Source organism: Maribacter sp. IgM3_T14_3 (assembly GCF_049603095.1).
GTDB lineage: Bacteria > Bacteroidota > Bacteroidia > Flavobacteriales > Flavobacteriaceae > Maribacter.
This window is the reverse complement of sequence record NZ_CP187138.1, coordinates 1,361,455-1,378,668: the sequence shown is the minus strand read 5'-3', so window position 1 is coordinate 1,378,668 and position 17,214 is coordinate 1,361,455. Positions and strand designations below refer to the sequence as shown.

Below are 17,214 nucleotides of genomic sequence, written 5' to 3'. Positions count from 1 at the left end.
TGTTTCTAACAATTGTATAAAGAAACTAGTATTTATATTAAGTAATATAGACATTAGTAATTTTAGCTATTTTGTAAAATTTTGCTGCAAAAGTGAGTGGGGGAGAGTACTTTGCTTGGTACTGCAATATAAAAATTTCGCGGTATATTTTCTTACGGGTTTCCGTAAAACTGTAAGAAAAATTAGAGGGGAGTAAAGAGAATATAAAGAGCTGCTTTTGTAGTTGAAGTTAGTACACCGTAGCACCCACCCCTTAATCCCCTCCCAAGAGGGGAGAGTTGCGTTTTTTGGTTGTGGGTTTTATTCCACAATGTGTTTTGCAATATCTTCTGGCCAAACAACGAATTTTCCATATTGCCCACTTTTTTCAATACCGCCTACTTCTTTTCCCTGTTTAGTTGTAATCCAATCGTCTTCTTTTTTGTACATCAGTTTTTTATCGGAAAACCAACTATTTACTTTTCGACTACTTAAACCAGTTAATTGGGATAATTCCTTTGTTGTTAAAAGTTTTGATTTTGAATTATCTTTAGTTTGAACAATCTCTGAAATTGTTTTTTCGGATTGTTTTTCAATGTCTTTATCTACTTTTTTTACAGAAACTCGTATTTCCTCACTTATAGTTAAAAGTCTTTGAACTTCCTTGCTGATTTCATTATACAATTCCTCGTCTTCTTCTTTGGTTACATAAATTCCCATCTCGTCATTATTTTGTTGGGAAAAAGAATATAAATTCATAGAAGTAACAATGGCTTCTTTTTTGTTTAAATAACATTTTGCGTGGAGTGAATTACAAAGACTTGTTCTAATTCCTATTTGGCTTTCCAACCAATTACTTTCTTCAACTTGAAGTTTATTTTCGCGATAGATAATTCTAATGTCTTTTTTTTGAATATGTAGGTGTTCTAAATTGTCTTTTATTCTTTTATGAAACTGAAGATAAGGACTAATTAAAATCAGTTGCTCTTGTGTGTTTTTTATTAATTGTTCTAAATGATATGAAACACCCGTAGTGTCTAAAAATTTTGCCATTTGTTTGTTTTTATATAATTATTTATAACAATTATATGAATTAATAAGTGAGTTGGTCCTGTTATTTCAGTGTGTAAAATTACTAATGCTTATAGCTGATTTATAAAAATTTCTGAGAAAGTGGTAGGGGGAATGTACTTTGCTTGCTACTGCAATATAAAGAAGTTTACGGTATATTTTCTTACGGGTTTCCGTAAAACTGTCAGAAAAAAATAAAAGGGGTGTAAAGAGAATATAGTGAGCTGCGTTTGTAATTGAAATTAGTGCACCGTAGCACCCACCCCTTAATCCCCTCCCGAGAGGGGAGGTTTTCGTTTTTGGTTGCGGGTTTTTTGGTTGTCGGTGAATTGCGTTTTTATGAGGGTTACTTCGTCTGTTTTATTTAAAAAGTATGTTTCAAGTCAGAAACTGTTCCCCTCCTTGGAGGGGCTAGGGTGGGTATTTCGCGTTTTGGCAAGTTGGGAGATGGTGACAAGCGAGTTCTCGATACAAATTTTCTCATTCTTCGAAAATTTTCTCGAAGTGACAATGTTACTTAGAACGAAAGGGCTAACATTTATTGAATTGAATACGCATTGTCAGTTCGAGTGGTTTTAAGTTGTAATGCAATGGAAACTTAAAATTGTATCGAGAACCCTTTGGTACACGAATGTTTCTCGATACAAACTCCTCGTACCTCGTAGTTCACTCGAAGTGACAAGAGTACTTATAACGAACAAGCTAACAAGAGCTGAATGTAGAACGCCTTATTCTATAATTTCATAGTCGATATTCAACTTTCGCAAAGCTCTTAAAGCTGAACCAGAATTTTTATCGCTTACTTCAATATCTACTGCATCACCTTCTAAAAGAATATCTGTAAGTTCATTGGCAAGCGAATCGCTAACATTAGATGATAACTCTGCAATGCATTGGGCTATTGCTCTTCTGTCGGGTCTTTGAGCATCACAAGACAATAAGTTTAGTTTCATAGTTATAGTTTATTACTGCAAGATACTAGAGTTTAATTAAAGCCTGTATTTATTCCCCTCCCAAGAGGGGGAGAGTTGCGTTTTTTATTGCGGGTTTGTGGGGTGTTGTGGAGTGTCGGTGTTATAATGCCAGCGCTCGCCCCAACCTTAAAGGGTGTCCACGCGTAGTTTGGTGATGAAGTATGGTAATAATCTAAAAAGATGAATAATAAGTCAGAAACTGTTCCCCTCTTGGGAGGGGCTAGGGGTGGGTTTTTAATGGTAACGGTGTTTATCAAAAACAAAAATCCGTTTTAAAGAAATGTCTTTAAAACGGATTTGATATCAATTCATTCTACCTTTTTACACGAACAGCAAAATAATAGTCAATACGATACCACCAAGTGAAAAGTACAGTCCTTTTTTAAATACAGTAGTTTTTGGCATAAACATCCAAAAAGAAGACACCACGAAAAATAGTAGTGAGAGTCCGAAAAAGATGTTCAGAAAATACACGGGGCTGTTTGTGGTTGCCTTATGCAGATGTTCCATCTTATCTAGAATAAAGGGAAGCTCCATTTTCTTTATGGTAGCCATACCTGTTGCGGCATTATATTCACCTTGCTTAAAGTAAACAACATCGCCTTCGGTCTTTTCAGGTTTTATTCCGCCTTTTATTCGTAGTGCATCGCTAAGTTCACCGACTTTTAAGTTAGGTTTTAATTGTTGTTCAGTGATTTTTTCACTTTTAAGAAAATCGGTATTTCTATAGATCATAATGATTCCGCTTATAGAATACATCGCCATAATACCGGCTAAAAAGAAGCCTAAATAACGGTGAATAATTCTCATGCGCAAACTTGTAGTCATTTTCATATGGTCATTTTTAATAGTTGGGTTAAGAGTGCAAAAATAAGCACATATTCTTATAAGTCATTAAGACAGTGTTAAAGATGAAAGGTTTAATGAAATAGTATTTAAAAAGAAAACCCCAAAGAGAAAAATCTCTTCGGGGCTATCTCCGTTGTTTGGTAATTGTAATTATTTGAATCCTATTTCCTCAATGCCTTCATGACTGATTTTAATAGCATCTAACGGCTTTAATCCGTCGAAAGTCATATCCTGTTCAACCATGTAATATTTCATGCCCGACAATGCTTTGTTGTCCAATATATTTTTAAATCCGATGGATCCTTTACCTACTGGCGCAAATCTACCTTGCTCGTCCATATCTTTAACATGCCAGATTTTAAAACGACCTGGGTATTTATTGAAATAGGCGATAGGGTTGGCACCTGCTTTAGTTACCCAATATAAATCCATCTGAAAATTTAATAATTTAGAGTCTACATTCTCTAACAAGTAAACAATTGGTGTAATGCCGTCAGCATTTTTCTTGAATTCAAAATCGTGATTATGATATAGTAATTTCAAGCCTGCTTTATTAGCCTTTTCGCCAAGTGTAGTTAATATTTTAGCTAAGTCTTCAACTGTACCGGTCATACCCATAGTACTGGTCTCTTGGTCGTAGGTAAACATACCCATTGGTGGAATCGGAACGACAAAATACTTGAAACCTGCAGCCTTGGCATCTGCCATCATTTGGTCGGCATTGTCAAGAGTTACGGCACTTTGGTGTGTACTAATTGGCTTTAATTTCAAAGATTTTAATAAACTTTTAAAATCTGCCGGGGTCATACCATAATACTTGCCGTCTTCATAACCGGCAGCTTCTATATTTTTATAACCTGCATCAGATACTGCTTGCAAAGTTGCCTTCGCGTTTGTACCCATATCATCCCTTACCGTATAAAGAGCAAGACCGCCAAATTTCTTTTGGGCGTAGGTCGTTAATGATCCGAACATAAAAGCAGCGAGAACGGTACATTTAAAAAAGTTGTTGAGTGTTAATTTGTTCATTGTTGTTGTTATTTTAAGTATCTAATTTTTATTTAAAACTGTATAGGTATGGAGCTTTGTGAGCTTTGCCTTCAAAAAGCTTTTCGTGCCGTTGCAGTATGTCTAGAGACAACATTTTACGCTGAAAACTGGTGCGTCTAAGTGTTTGGTCTAAGATTGCTTCAAAAACTTGTTGTAAGAGTTTCATGGTAAATTTCGGAGGCAACAGGTTCATTCCTATTATCTTCTCACTTATATTATTACGAAGTACTTCAAGAGCTTTGTTTACGATTTCATTATGATCCATCATTAATTTAGGAACATTATCGATGTCGTACCATTCAATACTATCTGATAAGTGATCCGGTTTCGGATTTACATTTTCGTAATTAATAAGCGCATAATGACCTACGGTTACAAAACGCTCCGTCATCCATTCATTATCGGTTAAATTTTTATTGTTTGCTTCTAAAATGCGACGCGTGGCTGCAGGATCTGCTCTATTTGGGTCTCCGAAAACTTGAAACTGATCTAAGAATACATTTTTTATTCCTGTACGTTCTTCTACTCCTTTATTTACTGCATCTTGCAGACTTTGGTTTTGTTTTATATATCCTCCGGGAAGGGCAAATAAACCAGTATTATGATATTCTAAAATGAGAATTTTTAATTTTACACCGTTGAACCCAAAGATTACACAATCATAAGAAAGGTTGGGAATGAATTTCGTATTTTCTGAACCTTTCATGCGTGAATTTGATAAAATTTGCTTGTGTTTATCAAATAAACCACAAAATTAAATGACATCAAAGGATTATTGTTGTAAAATGAGACAATAGGTGTTTTATAGAATTTTGGTACTTGAAATCAGCATATGTTTAACAGATGAATTTTATGGGTTTACATAAAATAGCCGTTAGAAATTTTATTGGTCATTACGGCATCTATACTTATTTTTGTTTATGCATGCACCTTTTCTTTTCCAAGTTCAACGGCGCGTTCAAAAGCGGCGAATGCGGCTTCTTTAATTAAACCACCTACGTTATTGTTCTCCATAGAATCGAGGGCTGCACGTGTGGTACCACCTTTGCTGGCAACCTTATCCATCCAAGAATTTGGTGAAAGTTCATTTTGGTTGAAAAGCTCAATTGCCCCGGTAAATGTTTGCGCTACCAGTACTTTAGAAACATTTGGTGTAAAGCCCATTTTTAATGCAGCTTCCATCATGCTTTGCATAAAATAGAATACATAAGCCGGACCACTACCTGATATACCAGTAGAGGCATCAATGAAATTTTCGTTACTTACTTGAATGGACTTACCTGTTGTGTCCAGTAAACTTTCAATGGTCAGCAGTTCAATTCTAGTAACCTCTTCAGAAGCAACGAATGATGTAAGTCCTCTACCAATCGAAGCGGGTAGATTAGGCATGGCACGCACTATTTTTGTGAGTCCGGTTAAGTTTTTTATAGTATCGATGGTAACACCCGCCATAATCGAAATAATGATTTGACCCGGTTTTACTAACGGATTTAATTTTTTAAAAACACCCTCTGCATGATAGGGTTTTACGGCTATAAAAATGATATCTGCCTGTGGTGCACAATTTTTAAGATCATCAAAAGCATCGAATTGTGGGTTCTTTCTTAATTCTTCCAGTTTATCTTCAGAAGTATCGAGTACCATTATATTTCTTTTCTTCAGTAATTTTGATTTGGACATGCCTTCTGCATACGTCAATCCCATGTTTCCTGCTCCTATTACTAGTATTTTCATAAATTCAATTTAATTTATTGGATAATTTATATGTGATTGTGTACTTAGATAAATAACATTTTCTCGATAGCGTTGTTTTTACGCTTGTAATAAATTTGTATGTAAGTGTGCAGGGTTTTTACGGGGATGCCCATAAAGTATTTTGTAATGGAGGTCACCTTCGACTTTTTGAGTCCGTTGCGTGTTCTGTATAATTCTTGGGTATTGCTTTCTCTTTTGATATAAATAAATTTCATGTAATGGTATTTCAAATAGTAACATAACAAATGCATTACCAACTCCTAATTAGAGTTGTTAAGCTTATGTTATACTATTTTAAAGTGAATAGAATAAAGGTTGGAAAAGGCTTTTCCGAATAATGGTATATGCTGATGTGATGTTTATAAATAGGCGCGTAAAATTTCGGTATTAGAGGTGCGGCGTAAGGATCTAAGCCCTTTATCTTTAATTTGGCGTACACGTTCTCTGGTAACATCAAAGATTTCACCAATTTCAACCAAGCTCATTGCTGGTTGATTACCCAGACCAAAGTACAAACGAAGTACATCTCCCTTTCTTTCCGGAATTTTATGGAGTACTTGATCGATATCGATTTCTAATGATTCGGCCATTACCTTTTTATCTGGACTGTTCTTGTTTGTAGACTCCAGCACATTATATAAAGAAGAAGATTCCCCTTCTTTAAAAGGGGCATCTAATGAAATTGATTTACCAGAATTTTTCATAGAGCTTTTGACCTTAGATACGCTTAGGTCTAATTCTGTAGCAATTTCAGCGGCACTTGGCGGTCTTTCGTTTGTTTGCTCTAAAGTGGAATATACTTGGTAAATTTTACTGCTTACCGCTATTTTATTATGTGGTAGACGAATTATTCGTGATTTATTGGATAGCGCTTGAAGAATAGACTGGCGGATCCACCAAACGGCATAAGAAATAAACTTAAAACCTCTGGTTTCATCAAATCGCTTTGCAGCCTTTACCAATCCTAAATTACCTTCGTTGATAAGGTCGGTTAGGCGCAGACCTCTACCTTGGTACTGTTTAGCCGCAGATACTACGAACCTTAAATTGGCACTTACCAATTTGTCTAGCGCTTTTTGATCACCGTCACGAATTTTCTGAGCCAGTTCTACTTCTTCGTTTGCAGTAATTAAATCTATTTTACTGATTTCTTGAAAATATTTTTCTAATGATTTGGCATCTCTGTTCGTAATTTGTTTGGTGATCTTTAATTGTCGCATAGATTATTTTTAAGTTCGTATGTAACATACTATAATTTCGTTAAAATGCAAGAAAAAGACATATTTTATGATATGTTTGGTTAATTTAAAGGGTTTTTTGCTTGATTTTGAGTAAAAAAGGCTTGTTTTTGAAATATTTGAATTCTGGTAATTTTCTCAAATTTTGAATATAAATGAGTTACATGACGTTTTGAAAGTAATATGATAGCTAAGGTCTGGTCAAGGCAATCTTCCGCCTTTATTTTTTAATTAATTATTATTTAAAATAAAGAATTTCATTAGCTAAAATGCCATTGTTTACGCGTCGATTTTTATTTTTGAGTAAACTACCACTCATACCATGAAAATTCGCTTTAGTATCTTCTTCGTCTTTGCTATTGTTACTCAGTTTGCAATCGGACAAAAAATTGACTTCTCTACTCTCGAAAATCTCAACATACGTAATGTGGGTCCTGCAAATATGAGCGGGCGTATAACGGCAATAGATGTGGTTACCGAGAATCCTAAAATAATGTTTGTTGGTGCGGCTTCTGGCGGAGTTTGGCGGTCTGACAATGGTGGTTCTGCATGGCGACCCGTTTTTGACGACCAACCCACACAAAATATTGGCGCACTTGCTATTCAACAGGACAATCCAGATGTTATTTGGGTAGGTACAGGCGAAGGTAATCCTCGTAATTCTATGAATTTAGGAATGGGTATTTTTAAAAGTACCGATGGAGGGGAAACATGGAAACATTTGGGATTGGAGGCTACCAAAACCATACATAGAATCAGTATTGACCCAAATGATCCAAACGTGGTTTATGTGGGTGCGATGGGAGATCCGTTTACCGAAAATGAGCATAGAGGGTTATATAAAACGATTGACGGTGGTTTACATTGGACAAAGATTTTATACGCTAATAAGAAATCTGGTATTGCAGATTTGGTAATGCATCCGACAAATCCTAAAAAACTATTTGCAGCGCTATACGAACATAAACGAACTCCGTATTACTTTACCTCAGGCGGTGAAGGATCCGGATTTTATGTTTCTAATGATGCAGGTGAAAACTGGAATAAACTAGGAGAGAAAAACGGATTGCCATCTGGCGATTTGGGTAGAATAGGTTTTGCTATTGCACCGTCTGAACCAAACAGAATCTATGCTAAAATAGAAGCGAAGAAGAATGCGATTTATCGAAGTGACGATGGTGGTGAAAGTTGGAAAATGATCAATGACAATCCCAAGTTCGCAAATAATAGACCCTTTTATTTTCAAGACCTTGCTGTAGATTCAGAAGACCCAGATAGAGTTTATAATATTTATCAGCCTTTGTCGGTAAGCTATGATGGTGCTACCACTTTTGATACCATACCTATGATACCTGCCGATGAGACGAAAGGTATTCATGCCGATTTTCATGCCTTTTGGGTAAATCCGAAAGATGCAAAACACTTTATTATTGGTGGCGATGGCGGATTGGGAATTACTCAGGATCATGGTAAAAGTTGGTATTTTCCGGAAACCATACCTGTTGCACAATTTTACCATGTCGGTGTAGATAATGATACACCATATAGTGTTTATGGCGGTATGCAAGATAACGGTAATTGGTCAGGACCTGCGTATACTTGGAAAAGAGGCGGAATTCGAACGTTGTATTGGCAGTATTTAGTTGGGGGCGATGGTTTCGATATCTCTCCTGATTTAGATAATTCTAGATTTGGATATGGATCATCTCAAAATGGAGATTTATATAGATATGATAAATTAACCGGATATTATGTAAGTATAAAACCACCTGCACCAGATTTGAAAACGTCTTTGCGTTTTAACTGGAATGCAGCTTTTGCTAGAAATCCTACGGATGATAATGCAGCGTATTACGGATCACAATTTGTACATGTGACGAAGGATAAGGGAGCAACGTGGAATATAATTTCTCCTGATTTAACCACTAACAATCCTGAGCATCAAAAACCTGATTATGGCGGATTAACATTGGATGTTTCTGGTGCGGAACGTTACAACGCTATTTTGACTATAGCGCCGAGCTCATTAAATAATGAAATTATATGGGTAGGCACCGATGACGGTCAAGTACAGCTAACAACAGACGGTGGTCAAAATTGGAAAAATCTTACCAGTAGGATAAAAGGCATGCCTAACGAAAGTTGGGTTGCCCAAATAGAAGCTTCTCGCTACGATGCTAAATCTGCATGGATGGTGGTAAATAATTATAGAAAAGGCGATTATGATCCGTATGTTTTTAAAACCGATGACCTAGGAAAAACATGGAAGCAAGTTGCGGATAAAAATATGGTAAACGGATATGCTTTAAGTATTATTCAAGACCCAGTAGCACCAAATTTAGTGTTTTTAGGCACTGAGAATGGTTTGTGGATAAGTATTGATGAAGGTGAAACATGGTCTCAATTTAAAAACGGATTCCCATCAGTATCAACAATGGATTTGAAAATTCAAGAAAGAGAATCGGCATTGATTGTCGGTACTTTTGGTCGGGCAATTTGGGTGTTAGATGACTTATTGACCTTAAGAGAAATTGCATCAAACCGAATAAAAACGGGTATAACTGCATTACCAATGAACGATGCTGTTCAGGTGAAAGGCTTATTTATAAATCCGCCAGGTAATATCTGGACAGGTTTTCATACCACTTTCGAGGGTGAAAATAAAGTATTTCAGAAAACTCAAATTCCGTTTTATTTATCGGAGGAGCCAACTGCTGAATTCAATGTTTCAGCAATGATTTATGATCAAAAAAATAGATTGGTAAATACGGTTGAAACTAAAGAACTCACTAAAGGGTTGAATTACATGATTTGGAAATTAGATGAGTCAGCAGCATCTTTACCTGGTTCATGGACTGATGATTTTTCAAGAGATATTCCTGTTTTGCCTGGAGAGTATACTATTGTTTTAAAGTATGGTGTACAAACCGATAGTACTAAAGTAACAGTAATTGCAGATCCTAGATTTGAATTAAAATCAAATGTAGATAAAGCACTTTATGATTATAAAAAAGCAGTAGATAGTCAAGTCGAAATCTTGTTGAAATACTTAACGGATATTGATGCTAAAAGCAAAAAAATAGATGGGTTGTTAAGCAAAATAAGTAAGTCTGAGAATATGACTGATCAAATTTTAGTATCCAAACTTGAAGATATGAAACAGGCGCTAAAGGTTCTGAAGGCAAAAGGTCAAACCCCTAAGCCAGAAAGACAAGTAGGGGCGTGGCAGTCTTTTGAGACATCGCCGTATTCTAAAATGCGAGAAGCTTTAAGTATAGCTGCTGCACAAACTAATGAGCCTTCAGCCCAGCATCAAGAAATTCTTGAGCAAGGAAAAACATTGGTTACTGACTTTTCAGAAATAGTAACCAATTTTATGAAAAATGAATGGGCGCCCTTTGAAACTATGGTCAAAAATAGCAACATCACTTGGGATGAGTAATATAATGAAGCTGAGGTAATTAAGATAGAATTGCCTCTGCTTCAATTTCTACCATATAACCATCACCTACCAATTTAGCTTCTACCAATGTATTTGCAGGGTTAATGCCTTTAAAACGTTCGCCATGTGCGCGTGCTACAGGTTCCCAGTCTTTTAGTTCGTTGACGAAAATTCGTGTTCTCACCACATCGGCTAAAGTGCCGCCAAATGAAGTGATAACGCCTTCGATTTTATCAATGATAAAATGGGCTTGGGCAGCTGGGTCGGTGCCACCGATCATGTCACTTCCGTGAGTTGCCGTGGTGCCTGAAACATGAATGGTATTGCCAATTTTTACTGCTCTAGAGTACCCCGCATAATCTTCCCATTCGGTACCGCTAAAAATCTGTTCTCTGTTTTCTCCGGTTGGTAATGGGGTGAATGCTTTTGGTATCGTTTCTAAGTGATCACTAAGATCACCAGATGCTGTTAAAAAAGGAGGTTTTCTATATTCGTCACCACAATCGCCAGGTATTAATATTAGTTGAAGTTGTGCTTTTTTAATGGCGTTGATATCATCTGAATCTAGCGTAATATCCAGCATTTTTCTATTGTCCTCGATATGCTCACTTTCTCCCAGTCTAGCGCCAACGATAACAGAAGCCACCGCATCACCTTCTAGAATAAATCTACTTGCAATATTTGCAATCGAAGCATTATGTTTATCGGCTATTTTTTTTACTGTTTGTAATAGGTTCTGGTAGGGTATCCATCCGCCAGCGGCGTCAATAAAACGTTTGTATTTCATTTGTGACCACGTGGTCAATTCCTCATACGTAGGTTCGGTTTTGTTTAGCCATTTATCGGTTAAGAATCCGCCAGCTAGTGTCCCGAATGCCAATAGTTTTACATCGTACTCGCGGCAAACTGCAGCCATGTTTCCATTCGCACGCTGGTCGATCAATGAATGGCAAATTTGATTACTGACAATAGGTATACCACTTGCCAAAGCAATTCGTAAATGCGCGGCGTCAAAATTAGTTACCCCAATGTGTTTTATTAATCCTTCTTCTTGTAATTCTTTTAAATAGAAAAGTCTGTCTAGCCAACTAGCATCGGGGTAGTACCACGCATGAAACTGTAAGAGGTCAATGCTAGATTGTTGCATTCTGTCTAAAGCTGTTTGTATGGCAGCTCTAACATCTTCGCGAGTAATTTTACCTGGTTTTGGAACCCATTTTGTAAATAGTTGCACGCTATCTTTATCGACAAGACTATTCTTAAAAGTACCGGTTATGATTTCACTAGATCCATAGTGATCTGCCATGTCAAAAGATGTGAGTCCTGCATCAAGATATGGTTTCATAAACTTGGCGGTTTCAACAGGGTCTAGTGTGTTGCCGTTACGTTCCATGTCAGCAATTTGCCATAAGCCGGTAACCACTCTAGAAATCTCTAAATCTTTTGCTAATTTAATTGTTGTCTGCATCTTTTATTCTTCAGGGAGTTCTAAAAATAGTTCGTTTATGTTGTTGTGTTGTTTTTTTAATTTTTTCCAATAGTAGGTAAATAACAAACTTGCCAAGCCCATAACAATTAGCCATATAGGTGTGGAGTGAAAATACCACGCAGCAGTGTCTGAGGTTAAATCTTTATAGGTGTGAATACCTAAAAAGGCAGAAAGGGTGATAATCCCTGACCAGGCAATCCATAATTGCAATGTTCTATTCTTAAGTACTGAAATTTGTTTCGCCAAAGCTGGATTTACTTTGGTAATAGTGACTAGGGTAATACACATTAAAAGAAAATTGACCATCATTGAAGTAACCATAATATCGATACCTAAAAAGAAGTCGCCCGCAAAATGAGAACCTAAAACACCAATACTTGCCATTACACCAGCTACTACTAATGCTATATGCGGTGTATGATTTTTTGGATGGATTTTAGAGATAGACTTAGGAAAAATACCATCTTTAGCCCATGCGAACATTAACCGTGAAACCGATAATAGCATGGCTGGCAGGTCATTGATCAGGGCAATTGCAGCACCTGCCAATATTGCGATGCCTAAACCAGAGGGTAGCACGTAGCTTAACAAACCGGGGGCAGATATATCTTTAGTCATTGCTTCTTCGGCAACAAAACTCCATGGAACAATATGATATACCGCCGAAGCAAAGAGAAAGTAGAATAAACCTACCCCTAATATGGCTAGTAGAATTGCTCGTGGTAATGATTTAGTCGGATTTTTAGCTTCGCCACCTGCTTGTGCTATAGAATCAAAACCGATAAAACTTGAAAATAAAAGTGCGGCTGCCGATAAAAATATGCGCCAGTCGAAATCTATATTTTTAATGGGCTCAAAAGTGCGTCCGGTCTTTTCTTGTAACCCTATTAAGAAATCTGTTGAGTCGTAAATAAGCGCCGATACGATTACAATTCCGCCGAGGGCAAACATTAAAAACATCATCGGTAATAAAATGCGTTCATAACTTTTTATCCCACGAATATTAATAACTATAAAAGACCAAATTAAGACCAGGGCTATGGTTACGCGTATCCATCCTATTTCTAATCCGTTCGAGATATTTTCCCATCCTAAGCTCAATGTAACATCACGAATAAAAGGTACAGTTACGTAAGCAATAACTCCGATAACAATGGAGAGTCCGAACCATTGGGAGAAGCTCGCGACAAATCCCAAATACGGATTTAATCCTCTACTAGCATAAATATAACTACCGCCCGCACGTGGCATAGCCGATGCCAAAATACCATATGCCAAAGCGGCAAATAATGCAGGTATAGCGGCAAAAGCAAACGCAGGTAATACGTACGGACCTATACCGGGTACATTGCGCTGTATCATGAAAGGAACAACATTTATAGAAGCCCCTAACATAGAGCACACGCCGGTAGCGGTAAGGGCTAATAGCCCCATTTGCCGAGTTAGTTTTTTTGAGGTAGTTTTTGACATTTAAAAAGAGTTGCAGCTGCTTAGGCTATTCTTGACCTAGAAAAGATTGTACACCTGTCATTTGCCATCTACCCAAAGTAATCGGAATGCTACCAATTACATTTAATTCGTCAAAAAAGGCTTTCATTTCAAAAGGTTCGTTTTTAGACTCTTTCATTCTGGCATATTCGGCCATGGTATTCTCTAAAAGATATTTTCCTGTTATATAGCTGGTGCCATAACCTGGTTGTCTAAGGTAAAGATGTTGTTCAAAAAGCAATAGATCTTTTTCTGTCTTCATCCATCCTCTTGGGGTGTAGTTAGAGTGAATACTACCAGCTTCTTCAGAAGTCATAAGGTTTGCATGAGCGTATAACGAGCCTAAACCTCTAGCGGCACGTTGGGCAATCATAATATAAACGATTTCTCTAGAGCGAGTCTGATCATCATATAAACCTGCATCCATAAACATTTCTTCAACAGCTGTAGCCGTACCCTCGTTTCTTGAATCGAATATATTGTAAAGCAAGGCCTCTTTTCTAATCTCACGTGGATTAGGTTCATTGTCCATTCTAGCCAATTCGAACCAATGGTAAAAATGAGAGTATAGCGGGCGCTGATCTAAATGTGCGGTAATCCAAAAGAAGTTTCTTTTCTCTTTTGGTACATATGCGCCTAAATGGTCATTTAGTGCAGTCTCAAAATAATCTTTTACAGTAACAATTTCATTTTTGTCTAAAAATTCTAGAAGGCTTTTGGCAGAAGCTTTTGCCATGGTATCATATTCTTCAACACTACTGGCATCATCTAATTCAGTTAAATTCCGATTTCTATGCTCCTCTAATTTCAGTGCTGACCATGCTCGTGTAAGCTCTCGTTTTAAGAGCATTACTTCATCTTCCCAAGTTAAAGGCACCAAATGAACATTTTGTAAATACCACGTATAATTTTCTTTACCAATACCTGAAGGTCCCGTTTTGGTTAGTGCTTCGGTTTTTAACCAATCAGCTAAATTATTTGTTGAGGTTATTGCAGCATCAATAGCCGTAACTAATTTTTTATTTTTTTGAACTCCTTCACGATTTTTTAGCTGCGCTAAGTCTTGGCTTTGAGTTTCGATATCGCGAATACCTGCTATCCATAAATCTTTAGCGTTACCTGTTAAATTCTTTTTTGCTTGATTGTTAAGAACAGGTATCACTTTTAAGGCGGCAATGAATTTGCTTTGGGCTGTTTTGTCTAGTGGAAAATTGTATTTCCATACATCTATTATGGCATGGTGCGCCGGACCTTCATGCGCAGGTACATCGCTACGGTCTGTCCAAATTGTCTTGTAGAAAGCAGGGTCTCTAACCCAAGGTTTCAAAATCCGTTGGTTAAAATCGTAGCCGTTCATCTCGGCATTTACAATATGCCAATCAACCTTATCAGGTATTGACCACCCAGTAGTATCTATAGCATATAGTTGTTGCTGCAAAGATTTGAATTCAGGAGTCCTCTTTTTGAAAGTTTCTGAAGTGTAATCAGGGGCACCATCTAATAATGGTGGGTTTTCAAAGGAGCGCCATTTTTTAAAAAGCTCAACTAAATTTTGATTGGAACTTGTGTCTTGCGCTAATGCTATTAAAGGTGTGCTGACAAAAAGTAGAATAAAAATGTTGGTTAGTAATCTTGAATTTGCAGTTTTGGTCATTATTAGTGGTGATTGGTATGTGTATGCAAAATAAGAATAGTGTAGCAATGCGCCATATGTTTATTCAAAATAGTTAATGCCGAATATTCTTTCTACACTTTCAATCATGAGTTTTATTACCACTGCGAAACCTTGCAGGGGTATCATAGCAACCTAAAAACTTTTTTGAATGACGCCCCTAAGAAAAAATCTTATAAGGTTTTCGACTTCTTAACTATTAAGGGTGATAGGTGTCAAATAAGCGTGCCTAAGGAGCTTTTTAGTCTCTATTCAACAAATGATGCCCAATTGAACATAATGGAAAAGGTAAAGTCCTATGTGCAGCTGTCAAAGGAATTGAACATCGAGTATAATGATGTTTTAAAACCTATTGAAAAGTTCTTGGACCATAAAATGAATACATGGGCTGGAGTCAATAGATTGGGTCTAAGCCAAGATTTAAATGAAGTGAACTTCGATTATTGCAAAATCCTAACATTCTAATAAGATGAGTAAAAAAATAAAAATCATAGAAAGCGATTATACCCCACAACTTGAGGAAACAATCAATAAGCTATTAAAAGAAGGTTGGAAGCTTAGGGGGAGCATTATCAAAGGGGTAAATTGCTTGGTGGTAATGATGGAAACCAAATAAATAATTATTTTTTGTGCTGAGAAAGGGTGGTCTTTAGTCATTGTACCACCTTTTCTTTTTTAAATACGTGTTTCGGAATCTTTCTACAAGTCAAAAGGAGCCGTCTCCATTGAATTTTTCAGTTAGATGATGTATTTGTTACGGCATAACATTAAAGTTGCATAACGACAAGCGTAACAAGGACGAAATCCATGTGGAATGAGTTTAAATCGCAGTTCACAACATTCTGCGGTAATAAAAGTATATTGGGAAAGTAACTTAATATTTTAAGGCAGTATTACAATGTAAAACTCTTATATAGGACTATCTCATAAAGTGTGTAAATAAAAAAATAGCGGGGGCATGCCCCCGCTATTTTTTTAACTTTAAATTTTCACACCATTATGAAGAAAGAGGAATTATTCAACGATGAGTTCTTAAAACAGTTCAAGACCGGTGACGAGCTGAACGGTTTTCTGAAAGAACTCCAAAAACGTGGTATCGAGAAGATGCTGGAAGGCGAGCTTGACGGCCACCTCGATTATGACAAACATGGAAAGGCCAGGAACGGGAACACACGTAACGGCCATTCGACCAAAAAAGTCCGTACCTCCTTCGGGGAATCAAGGATCGCGGTGCCAAGGGACAGGGATGCCAGTTTCAACCCCATGATCGTGCCCAAGCGCGGTAATATGGTCGACGGTATCGAGAACGTGATCGTATCGCTCTATGCCAAGGGAATGAGCAACAGCGATATCGAAGAGCAGATACGGGAGGTCTACAACTTCGATATCTCCACATCCACCATATCGAGGATAACCGACAAGATCTCCGGGGACATCGTCGCTTGGCAGAACAGGCCATTGGAACCGATATACCTTATCGTCTGGATGGACGGGATCGTGTTCAAGGTACGCGAGAACTCGAAGGTCATCAACAAAACGGTCTATATCGCGGTAGGATTGCGCAGGGACGGTAAGAAAGAGGTCCTTGGGCTTTGGTTGGGCAAGAACGAGTCCGCCGCTTTTTGGATGAGCGTACTGACCGATATACGCGCCCGTGGCACCGAGGACATCCTGATAACCGCAACCGATAATCTGAACGGGTTCACCCAGACCATCAAGAACGTGTTCCCCGAATCCAAGACCCAGATATGTGTGGTGCATCAAATAAGGAATGCCTGTAGGTACGTTGTCTGGAAGGACAAAAAAGCCTTTACAACAGATATGAAACTTATCTACAACGCACCTACACAAGCTGCGGCGAAGGCCGCCCTAAAGGACTTTGCGGACAAATGGGAAGGGAAGTACTCCTATGCCGTCAAAAGCTGGAGGGACAACTGGGACGAGCTTACCGTGTTCTTCGAGTTCCCCATCGAGATCAGGAAAATAATCTATACCACCAACCTTATCGAGAACCTGAACGGCAAGATCAGGAAGTACACCAAGAACAAGCTGTCCTTCCCGACGGACGATGCCGTGATGAAATCCGTATATTTGGCGGTAAGGGAGGCCACCAAAAAGTGGTCGATGCCTGTAAGGAACTGGGGCATAATCCTAAATCAGTTCCTGACGATCTATGAAAAAAGGGTCAGACTTTAGATAAAAGTCCA

Annotated in this window: 15 protein-coding genes; 4 read left to right on the top strand and 11 right to left on the bottom strand. The window is 37.6% G+C overall.

The genetic code is table 11. From position 1 onward, the window contains the following. Nucleotides 1-300 precede the first annotated feature (300 nt). From ACPF9A_RS06260 to ACPF9A_RS06225, 8 genes are all read right to left on the bottom strand, one after another. On the bottom strand, nucleotides 301-1,032 hold the full coding sequence (locus ACPF9A_RS06260) for a phospholipase D family protein (RefSeq protein WP_424002665.1): 732 nt from the start codon (nucleotides 1,030-1,032) through the stop codon (nucleotides 301-303). A gap of 746 nt (nucleotides 1,033-1,778) precedes the next feature. Continuing rightward, a complete protein-coding gene (locus tag ACPF9A_RS06255; protein ID WP_424002663.1) occupies nucleotides 1,779-2,003 on the bottom strand; it encodes a hypothetical protein in 225 nt (74 codons plus the stop codon). Nucleotides 2,004-2,345: 342 nt separating this feature from the next. Further along, nucleotides 2,346-2,858: a hypothetical protein gene (locus ACPF9A_RS06250; RefSeq protein ID WP_424002661.1), complete on the bottom strand. Its 513-nt coding sequence runs from the start codon at nucleotides 2,856-2,858 to the stop codon at nucleotides 2,346-2,348. A 165-nt stretch (nucleotides 2,859-3,023) separates the two neighbouring features. After that, nucleotides 3,024-3,902, bottom strand: a complete 879-nt coding sequence (locus ACPF9A_RS06245; RefSeq protein ID WP_424002659.1) for a sugar phosphate isomerase/epimerase family protein — start codon at nucleotides 3,900-3,902, stop codon at nucleotides 3,024-3,026. Nucleotides 3,903-3,930: 28 nt separating this feature from the next. Beyond that, the gene (locus tag ACPF9A_RS06240; RefSeq protein ID WP_424002657.1) at nucleotides 3,931-4,629 is read right to left on the bottom strand and encodes an NUDIX hydrolase; all 699 of its coding nucleotides are present in this window, start codon (nucleotides 4,627-4,629) and stop codon (nucleotides 3,931-3,933) included. A 212-nt stretch (nucleotides 4,630-4,841) separates the two neighbouring features. Beyond that, on the bottom strand, nucleotides 4,842-5,657 hold the full coding sequence (gene proC, locus ACPF9A_RS06235) for a pyrroline-5-carboxylate reductase (protein ID WP_424002655.1): 816 nt from the start codon (nucleotides 5,655-5,657) through the stop codon (nucleotides 4,842-4,844). Between the two features lie 44 nt (nucleotides 5,658-5,701). Continuing rightward, a complete protein-coding gene (locus ACPF9A_RS06230; protein WP_424002653.1) occupies nucleotides 5,702-5,893 on the bottom strand; it encodes a hypothetical protein in 192 nt (63 codons plus the stop codon). Between the two features lie 144 nt (nucleotides 5,894-6,037). Continuing rightward, nucleotides 6,038-6,898, bottom strand: a complete 861-nt coding sequence (locus tag ACPF9A_RS06225; protein WP_424002651.1) for a sigma-70 family RNA polymerase sigma factor — start codon at nucleotides 6,896-6,898, stop codon at nucleotides 6,038-6,040. A 340-nt stretch (nucleotides 6,899-7,238) separates the two neighbouring features. Here ACPF9A_RS06225 and ACPF9A_RS06220 point away from each other — a divergent pair, with 340 nt between their 5' ends. Beyond that, the gene (locus ACPF9A_RS06220) at nucleotides 7,239-10,358 is read left to right on the top strand and encodes a WD40/YVTN/BNR-like repeat-containing protein (protein WP_424002649.1); all 3,120 of its coding nucleotides are present in this window, start codon (nucleotides 7,239-7,241) and stop codon (nucleotides 10,356-10,358) included. Nucleotides 10,359-10,377: 19 nt separating this feature from the next. Here the strand turns inward: ACPF9A_RS06220 and ACPF9A_RS06215 are convergent, their stop codons facing one another. From ACPF9A_RS06215 to ACPF9A_RS06205, 3 genes are all read right to left on the bottom strand, one after another. Further along, nucleotides 10,378-11,826, bottom strand: coding sequence for an aldo/keto reductase (locus ACPF9A_RS06215; protein WP_424002647.1), 1,449 nt, complete (start codon nucleotides 11,824-11,826; stop codon nucleotides 10,378-10,380). A 3-nt stretch (nucleotides 11,827-11,829) separates the two neighbouring features. Next, nucleotides 11,830-13,281, bottom strand: coding sequence for an APC family permease (locus ACPF9A_RS06210; RefSeq protein ID WP_424002645.1), 1,452 nt, complete (start codon nucleotides 13,279-13,281; stop codon nucleotides 11,830-11,832). A gap of 61 nt (nucleotides 13,282-13,342) precedes the next feature. Beyond that, nucleotides 13,343-14,989: a hypothetical protein gene (locus ACPF9A_RS06205; protein ID WP_424002643.1), complete on the bottom strand. Its 1,647-nt coding sequence runs from the start codon at nucleotides 14,987-14,989 to the stop codon at nucleotides 13,343-13,345. Between the two features lie 297 nt (nucleotides 14,990-15,286). Between ACPF9A_RS06205 and ACPF9A_RS06200 the strand changes: the two genes are divergently transcribed. The 3 genes from ACPF9A_RS06200 (at nucleotide 15,287) to ACPF9A_RS06190 (ending at nucleotide 17,203) form a co-directional block, all read left to right on the top strand. Next, the gene (locus ACPF9A_RS06200; RefSeq protein WP_424002641.1) at nucleotides 15,287-15,472 is read left to right on the top strand and encodes a hypothetical protein; all 186 of its coding nucleotides are present in this window, start codon (nucleotides 15,287-15,289) and stop codon (nucleotides 15,470-15,472) included. 4 nt (nucleotides 15,473-15,476) lie between these two features. Then, the gene (locus ACPF9A_RS06195; RefSeq protein WP_424002639.1) at nucleotides 15,477-15,623 is read left to right on the top strand and encodes a hypothetical protein; all 147 of its coding nucleotides are present in this window, start codon (nucleotides 15,477-15,479) and stop codon (nucleotides 15,621-15,623) included. A 383-nt stretch (nucleotides 15,624-16,006) separates the two neighbouring features. Beyond that, nucleotides 16,007-17,203 (top strand): IS256 family transposase, encoded by a 1,197-nt coding sequence (locus ACPF9A_RS06190; RefSeq protein WP_423997793.1) that lies wholly within the window; start codon nucleotides 16,007-16,009, stop codon nucleotides 17,201-17,203. Nucleotides 17,204-17,214: the final 11 nt, after the last annotated feature.

What these genes read in the sequence shown, in the direction of transcription:
- ACPF9A_RS06260 (WP_424002665.1), bottom strand. Translation starts at nt 1,032, where the DNA reads ATGGCAAAATTTTTAGACACTACGGGTGTTTCATATCATTTAGAACAA.
- ACPF9A_RS06255 (WP_424002663.1), bottom strand. Translation starts at nt 2,003, where the DNA reads ATGAAACTAAACTTATTGTCTTGTGATGCTCAAAGACCCGACAGAAGA.
- ACPF9A_RS06250 (WP_424002661.1), bottom strand. Translation starts at nt 2,858, where the DNA reads ATGAAAATGACTACAAGTTTGCGCATGAGAATTATTCACCGTTATTTA.
- ACPF9A_RS06245 (WP_424002659.1), bottom strand. Translation starts at nt 3,902, where the DNA reads ATGAACAAATTAACACTCAACAACTTTTTTAAATGTACCGTTCTCGCT.
- ACPF9A_RS06240 (WP_424002657.1), bottom strand. Translation starts at nt 4,629, where the DNA reads ATGAAAGGTTCAGAAAATACGAAATTCATTCCCAACCTTTCTTATGAT.
- proC (WP_424002655.1), bottom strand. Translation starts at nt 5,657, where the DNA reads ATGAAAATACTAGTAATAGGAGCAGGAAACATGGGATTGACGTATGCA.
- ACPF9A_RS06230 (WP_424002653.1), bottom strand. Translation starts at nt 5,893, where the DNA reads ATGAAATTTATTTATATCAAAAGAGAAAGCAATACCCAAGAATTATAC.
- ACPF9A_RS06225 (WP_424002651.1), bottom strand. Translation starts at nt 6,898, where the DNA reads ATGCGACAATTAAAGATCACCAAACAAATTACGAACAGAGATGCCAAA.
- ACPF9A_RS06220 (WP_424002649.1), top strand. Translation starts at nt 7,239, where the DNA reads ATGAAAATTCGCTTTAGTATCTTCTTCGTCTTTGCTATTGTTACTCAG.
- ACPF9A_RS06215 (WP_424002647.1), bottom strand. Translation starts at nt 11,826, where the DNA reads ATGCAGACAACAATTAAATTAGCAAAAGATTTAGAGATTTCTAGAGTG.
- ACPF9A_RS06210 (WP_424002645.1), bottom strand. Translation starts at nt 13,281, where the DNA reads ATGGGGCTATTAGCCCTTACCGCTACCGGCGTGTGCTCTATGTTAGGG.
- ACPF9A_RS06205 (WP_424002643.1), bottom strand. Translation starts at nt 14,989, where the DNA reads ATGACCAAAACTGCAAATTCAAGATTACTAACCAACATTTTTATTCTA.
- ACPF9A_RS06200 (WP_424002641.1), top strand. Translation starts at nt 15,287, where the DNA reads ATGGAAAAGGTAAAGTCCTATGTGCAGCTGTCAAAGGAATTGAACATC.
- ACPF9A_RS06195 (WP_424002639.1), top strand. Translation starts at nt 15,477, where the DNA reads ATGAGTAAAAAAATAAAAATCATAGAAAGCGATTATACCCCACAACTT.
- ACPF9A_RS06190 (WP_423997793.1), top strand. Translation starts at nt 16,007, where the DNA reads ATGAAGAAAGAGGAATTATTCAACGATGAGTTCTTAAAACAGTTCAAG.